Genomic DNA, 6,470 nt, shown 5'->3' with positions numbered 1-6,470 from the left:
ATTTATAAAAATGCTTGACTTATTTTCTATTTGTTATATAATTACAGGGAACCTTAATTCAAAAGTAAATTATTTATTATAACAAGAATTTTCGATTTATCTAAAATTAATAACAATTTAAGATGTAAATTTCGAAATTTTTATTGATACTTACATTTACAGAGAATTAAAGGAATAAAAATTTCGGAGGTAAGAAAGCATGACTGGTACAGTAAAATGGTTTAACGGAAACAAGGGATATGGATTTATCACTACAGAAGAAGGAAATGATGTATTTGCTCATTTCTCACAAATCAACAAAGAGGGATTTAAAACTTTAGAAGAAGGCGAAAAAGTATCTTTTGACGTTGTTGAAGGAGCTAAAGGCCCTCAAGCTGAAAACATAACAGTACTTTAATCTATTAAACCAGAATCAAAAAAGCCTAGAGATTGATCTCTAGGCTTTTTTATCTTTTATTGAGAAAATGTAATAAACAGGATCAAATTATTATTTTTGCAATAGTACATTGACATACATAGTAATATTTGTCACAATGTAGTTATGAGGTGAACAATATGGGTAAAAGTATAAGCAGTGATTTAATTCGTGGTAATATAGATACCATAATTCTACGTGTTTTAAGTGAAGGGGATAATTATGGATATGGAATCATCAAGTCGATTTTGAAAGATAGCGATGGTAAATATGAATTAAAAGAGCCTTCATTGTACACAAGTTTGAAAAGGCTGGAATCCCAAAAATTTATCCAGTCATATTGGGGAAATGAAAGCCAGGGAGGTAGGCGTAAGTATTACAAAATTACAAAGAAGGGGATACAAGCTTATAAGGTAAATCTTTCGGAATGGAGAACAGCCAAGGAATTGATTGGACAGCTAATCGAAAAGAAGGAGGAGATTTAATGAAAGATTTAGAAAAATATGTTGAGGGTTTATTTATTAAATATAGAGAGTCTAAAGAGATTGCGGAACTTAAAGATGAAATTTTAAGCAATCTAGAGGCTAAAGTGAATGATTTGGTTTCTAATGGGTTGGAGTACAATCGAGCTGTAAAAAGGGCCACTCAAAGCATCAAAAATATAGATTTTTTGATAGATGATAGCAAAGAGATTTATGTAAATAGATACAAAGCTGAATTACTGCAATTGGCATTATTATATGTGATTATAGCTTGGATATTAACAATTCCCATTATGATTGTAGGTATAGGTGCTATTATAAATATATTTTTGTTGTTTACGGCTATTGTATTGGGTATATTTTTTATAAAAGTTTATTCAAACAAGGATGAGGGATATTTGAATAAAATGAAGGCATTCAATATTAAAAGAGTCTCCAGATATAAAAGAGCAGCTTGGATACTTTGGGTATTATTTATCGTAATTTCTATAATGAGCATAACAGCAATTCAATTTGGAAGTAATATTTGGTTTGGCAAAGGTATAAATATTTCCGGACCATATCAGTTTGCTGTACTGGCAATCAGGTATGTACTGCCATTTATTACAATAATAATACCTTTGCTATTTAGTGTATCAGCAAAACTTATTTTAAAATATCAGGCGGGTGAACAAGATGAAGAATAGGAATAAAGCTATTTTGATTTTAATTGTTGCAGGGGTTGTACTATATGGTGTGGTACAGGGCATTATCATACCTGATATATCTAACAAAAGGGAGCAGTATATCATCCAGCAGCAAGATGCGCTGACACATGATCTTGGAAGTGTTTTAAAGTATAAGGATAAATATATGGGGAATGCACCTAATATTACCAATTTATTTAATTCATTGCCATTATGTGATGTCCCAATGACATTTCAGTTTTATCCTGATAGCTTGACGGTAGAAGTAAAATATCAAAAAGCAATTGATGAAATTGGCATGCAAAGAGTTGAAAGGGCATTGATTTATAATTCTACGGCTGCGTTTATGTTGATTGATAATTTAGAGGCAATCATATTTACATTCTATGATGAAGAATATAAAGTTTTGCGTGGCGATGTTGAAAAATGGTATGATATAAAGCTATCCAGCTTGGCTGATGATGATATATGGTACAAGAAGGTCCAGTGCAAATTAAATGATGATGAGTATATATCTACATGTAAAAATCATATATTAGATAGAAATTAATTGATTTGACTATATAGAGGAAAAAGGGAAGTAATGCTATAATTATGTAAAGCTGGCTTTAAAAAGATATAGAAAAATGGGAGGTTTTGATAAGAAAATCTGATAGGGGATGTTTCTAGCAATAGGCTTTATTATAAAATTGATATATTGATAAAGGGGGAGAGATGGCATGAAAATAGTTGTAATAGGAGGGGTAGCTGCTGGAATGTCCGCTGCTTCAAAGGCAAGGCGCATGGATAAGGGTGCAGAGATAGTTGTATACGAAAAAGGCTATCATCTTTCATATGGGGCTTGTGGTTTGCCTTATTATATATCAGGGTTGAATGATGATGAAAAAAAATTGATTGCACGGACTCAGGAGGATTTTCACAAGCTGGGTATACAAACTTTTTTGCGGCATGAAGTAATAAAGATGATTCCAGAAAATAAGCAGGTTTTAGTGAGGGATATAGACAATAATACCATGTTTTTTGATACATACGATAAACTGATGATAGCTGTAGGAGCTAATACCATTATTCCTTCAATAAAAGGTATTGACCTTGAAGGGGTACATTTTCTTAAGACACTGGAAGATGGGATGTTGCTGAAAGCTGCTGTAAACCAGCCCCAAATCCGTGATGTAGTTATAATCGGAGGAGGATATATAGGGATTGAGATAGCGGATGCCATGGTAGAATTGGGCAAGCAGGTCAGGGTGATAGAAATGACTTCCGGTATTTTAACAAATTTTGATGGAGAGATTTCTGATTTGATAGCTGAAGAGTTGAGGGATAATGATGTAGAGCTAAATCTTGATGAACATGTAGAAGAAATAGCAGGACAACAAAAAGTAGAATGGGTGCGTACTAACAAAGGGCTATATAAAGCGGATCTTGTGATAGCAGCAGTAGGTGTACGGCCTGCCACCAAGTTTTTGGAAAATTCGGGTATATCTCTTGCCAAAAATGGGGCAATCAAGATAGATAAAAAGATGTGCACCAATATCGCTGATATATATGCTGCTGGCGATTGCGCCCAAGTGTACAATAGAGTATTAAAACAGAACATATACATACCCCTAGGTACAAATGCTAATAAATGCGGCAGGTTGGCAGGAGCTAATATGATGGGAGCTAATGAAGAATACGTGGGTACATTGGGCAGTGCCGCCATCAAGGTTTTGGGGATGGAGGCTGCAAGGACAGGGATATCTGAGGCGGATGCAAAAAGGTTGGACATGAATTATACTACTGCATTTGCCAAAACATATGATCATCCTTCCTATTACCCTGATGCAACTCCGATATGGATAAAATTAATATGTGAAAAAAGTACTAAGAAGATTCTAGGCGCACAAGCGGCAGGGGCAAAAGGAGTTGTGCTTAGAATAGATATCTTTGCAGCTGCTATACATAGTGAAATGACAGCCCCTGAATTGGGCATGACCGATTTATGTTATGCTCCACCCTTTTCAGGGGCTTGGGATGCTGTAAATATTGCTTGTAATGCGGTGAAATAGATGGGTTTATAAGGAGCTTACTAAATTATGAAGTTAAAAATTGTAATTTTTCTAGTAATTTTTATGTCAATAATTGCTGTATTTTTAGTTTTGCAAAACAACTGGGTAAAAGTATCCAGATATAGAATAAATGTTCTTGGATTGCCTAAAAAGATCAGCGGATTTAGGATAGTGCATATCAGCGATTTACACGGTAAATATTTTGGGGTGAATAATAAGCGTTTAGCGAATATCATAAAAAAGCAGAATCCGGATATGATAATCTGTTCAGGCGATATGATCAATTCTCAAGGTGATGATGGTTCAGCTTTTATAGATTTATTGGATTGTTTGGCAGGCAGCTGCCCGGTTTATTGTTCGCTAGGGAATCATGAACAGATGGTGAGATATAGAAACGTTCAATTATATGACGAATTTGCAAAAAGGATAGAACAGACAGGAGCTTGTTTATTGGATAACACCGAGGTTCAAGTGAATATTAAGGGATATAATATCAAAATATATGGTTTTACCTCCAGGTTATACCATTATTCAAGTAGTGATACTATATATTTGGAAGGAAGTGCATTAAATAGAGGATTTATAAGAGACAGCTTAGGTGAGCGGGACTATAAAGATACAACTATATTGCTAGCCCATGACCCTAAATGGCTGGGTGCATATGCTGACTGGGGTGCTGATATTATATTTTCAGGGCATATACATGGCGGGGTTATAAGAATCCCCTTTAAAGGAGGTCTTTTATCCCCTGATATAACTTGGTTTCCTAAATATGACAGTGGCATATATCAACTAGGGCAAAGTATTATGCATGTGAGCAGGGGATTGGGCAATTCCATAATACCTTTTAGAGTTTTTAATAGGCCGAATGTTGGTGTTGTTATATTGGAATCAAATTAAACTATATATGATTTTGAAAAGGATGATATGAATGAAAAGGATAGTTGCATTTACAGGAGCGGGGGTATCCAAGGAAAGCGGGATACCTACATTTCAGGAAATGGGAGATATCAGAAATAAGCTAACCAGAGGTTATTTTAATGAAAATCCTGTTGAATTTTATAAGCTGATGCTAAAAATGAAACAAACAATTGATAAGGCCTATCCTAACAAAGCGCATAAATCCATTGCAAGACATAAAATTCCTGTTGTGACAATGAATATAGATGGTCTTCATAAAAAAGCAGGTAGCCAACAAGTGATAGAAGTACACGGTAATTTGGATTTTTTATTGTGTAAAAGGTGTAGAAAGAAGTATGATTTTTCTTATCTAAATAATTCAATTTATTGTGAAGATTGTAATTCGTTGCTCAATCCTAATGTGGTATTGTATGGAGACATGATATATAGATATATTGATGCTATAGATTTGATAGGTTCTGCCGATGAGCTTTTGGTGGTAGGTACTTCTTTTTATACATCTACTTCGTCTGATTTTGTTGGGAGAGCAGAAAGGGCTGGAATAAAGGTGAAATTGATAAATAAGGATGCACAAAAACAGGTGCCCGAGTATTTAGAAAAAATCTTTGGCTGATAAATTGATTTTTAAATGTAAATAAGGGTAGAAATGATGTAGCAGCAGACTAAATAAAAGAAAGGGATGAGGTTATTTTGCAGATTAATGCTTTGACAAAACTCAATTATGGGGTGTATATTGTAAGCTCGGCTAAAGAAGATAAATTAAACGGACAGATTGCTAATTGTGTTTTTCAAGTAACTGCGGAGCCGGCAGTTGTTGCAGTGAGTATAAATAAGGATAATCTTACTCACGAGTACATCCATGAAAGCGGATGTTTTTCATTATCAGTACTCAATACAGAAGCTGATTTTAAGTTTATTGGCAAGTTTGGATTCAGGTCGGGAAGAGATATCGATAAGTTTGAGGATACTGAATTCAAGGAAGGTGTTACAGGATGTCCTATAGTTACTGAAAGATGTTCAGCTTGGTTGGAATTTAAGGTGGTTGATACTATGGATGTTGGAACTCATACTTTATTTTTAGGGGAACTGGTGGATGCGGAGATTTTAAAGGATGTCCAGCCAATGACTTATCAATATTATCATGAAGTAATCAAAGGTAAATCGCCTAAAAGTGCACCTACGTATATAGACAAGTCGCTGTAGTTAAATAGATGCATAAGTTTTATAAGTAATAAACGATCCCTAAAGAAGGCAAATATGCGGGAAATCTAGAAGAGATATAGAGTTTGAAGTTAATTTGAATGCAATAGGGTGCGTGAAGAGCAAGGGGCCAAGACACGGAAATATGTTCTTAATATGAGAGTTATGTTTCTGATATAATAAATTCAAGATAACTTTAAAGGAGGAGGAAAGAGGATGAGCTATAATTTGAATGTAATTGATGCTACCCCGGAGAATTTTAAGAGATTTGGCTTTTTACTGGAGAAGCCTGAAAGGGAACCGGATGGCGGTGACGACACCTTTAATTGGTGGAGGGATGTGATAAACTATCAATTGCCCGACAATGTTTTTTATGGTTTTTTAGAGTGTTTTCCCCAAGACAAAAAGACTGTGAGCAAATTTGAACGTCATTTAAACACATCAGAGACCTTAGTAGTATTAGAAGGAGATGTAATACTTGCTCTTGTAGAGGCGGATAACGAAAAAGAAGAGCCGGATTTGGATAAACTCTCTGCCGTAAGGGTAAAACAGGGAACGGTTGCTGTTTTGGGTAAAGGCGTTTGGCACTTTGCTCCTATTCCTGTGGACAAAGTGAGCAGGGTTATGGTTATATTTGAAAAGGATACCGACAAAAACGATTTATATTTGGTGGATTTAAAAGAGCAAAAAGGAATTGAATATGAGATAGTATAAT

9 protein-coding genes are annotated in these 6,470 nt (G+C 34.8%); all 9 read left to right on the top strand.

Going from position 1 to position 6,470, the window contains the following annotated elements; translation table 11 throughout:
• Positions 1-199: 199 nt before the first annotated feature.
• Positions 200-397, top strand: a complete 198-nt coding sequence (locus PHP06_00300; GenBank protein ID MDD3839000.1) for a cold-shock protein — start codon at positions 200-202, stop codon at positions 395-397.
• Positions 398-555: 158 nt separating this feature from the next.
• Positions 556-900 carry a PadR family transcriptional regulator gene (locus tag PHP06_00295; GenBank protein ID MDD3838999.1) on the top strand — a complete coding sequence of 115 codons (345 nt, stop codon included), beginning with the start codon at positions 556-558 and terminating at the stop codon, positions 898-900.
• Positions 900-1,583 (top strand): permease prefix domain 1-containing protein, encoded by a 684-nt coding sequence (locus PHP06_00290; protein MDD3838998.1) that lies wholly within the window; start codon positions 900-902, stop codon positions 1,581-1,583. The genes PHP06_00295 and PHP06_00290 overlap by 1 nt, the downstream gene beginning before the upstream one ends.
• Positions 1,573-2,133, top strand: a complete 561-nt coding sequence (locus PHP06_00285; protein MDD3838997.1) for a DUF4825 domain-containing protein — start codon at positions 1,573-1,575, stop codon at positions 2,131-2,133. The genes PHP06_00290 and PHP06_00285 overlap by 11 nt, the downstream gene beginning before the upstream one ends.
• A gap of 169 nt (positions 2,134-2,302) precedes the next feature.
• Positions 2,303-3,634 (top strand): CoA-disulfide reductase, encoded by a 1,332-nt coding sequence (locus PHP06_00280; GenBank protein ID MDD3838996.1) that lies wholly within the window; start codon positions 2,303-2,305, stop codon positions 3,632-3,634.
• A 27-nt stretch (positions 3,635-3,661) separates the two neighbouring features.
• Positions 3,662-4,534 carry a metallophosphoesterase gene (locus PHP06_00275; protein ID MDD3838995.1) on the top strand — a complete coding sequence of 291 codons (873 nt, stop codon included), beginning with the start codon at positions 3,662-3,664 and terminating at the stop codon, positions 4,532-4,534.
• 31 nt (positions 4,535-4,565) lie between these two features.
• Entirely contained in the window at positions 4,566-5,168 is a 603-nt protein-coding gene (locus PHP06_00270; protein MDD3838994.1) for a transcriptional regulator, read from the top strand.
• 77 nt (positions 5,169-5,245) lie between these two features.
• Positions 5,246-5,758, top strand: a complete 513-nt coding sequence (locus PHP06_00265; protein ID MDD3838993.1) for a flavin reductase family protein — start codon at positions 5,246-5,248, stop codon at positions 5,756-5,758.
• A 213-nt stretch (positions 5,759-5,971) separates the two neighbouring features.
• The gene (locus PHP06_00260) at positions 5,972-6,469 is read left to right on the top strand and encodes an ureidoglycolate lyase (GenBank protein MDD3838992.1); all 498 of its coding nucleotides are present in this window, start codon (positions 5,972-5,974) and stop codon (positions 6,467-6,469) included.
• Position 6,470: the final 1 nt, after the last annotated feature.

Source organism: Clostridia bacterium, assembly GCA_028698525.1.
Lineage (GTDB): Bacteria > Bacillota > Clostridia > JAQVDB01 > JAQVDB01 > JAQVDB01.
Note: the sequence above shows the minus strand (reverse complement) of the source record. Positions and strands in the feature narration are given on the sequence as shown.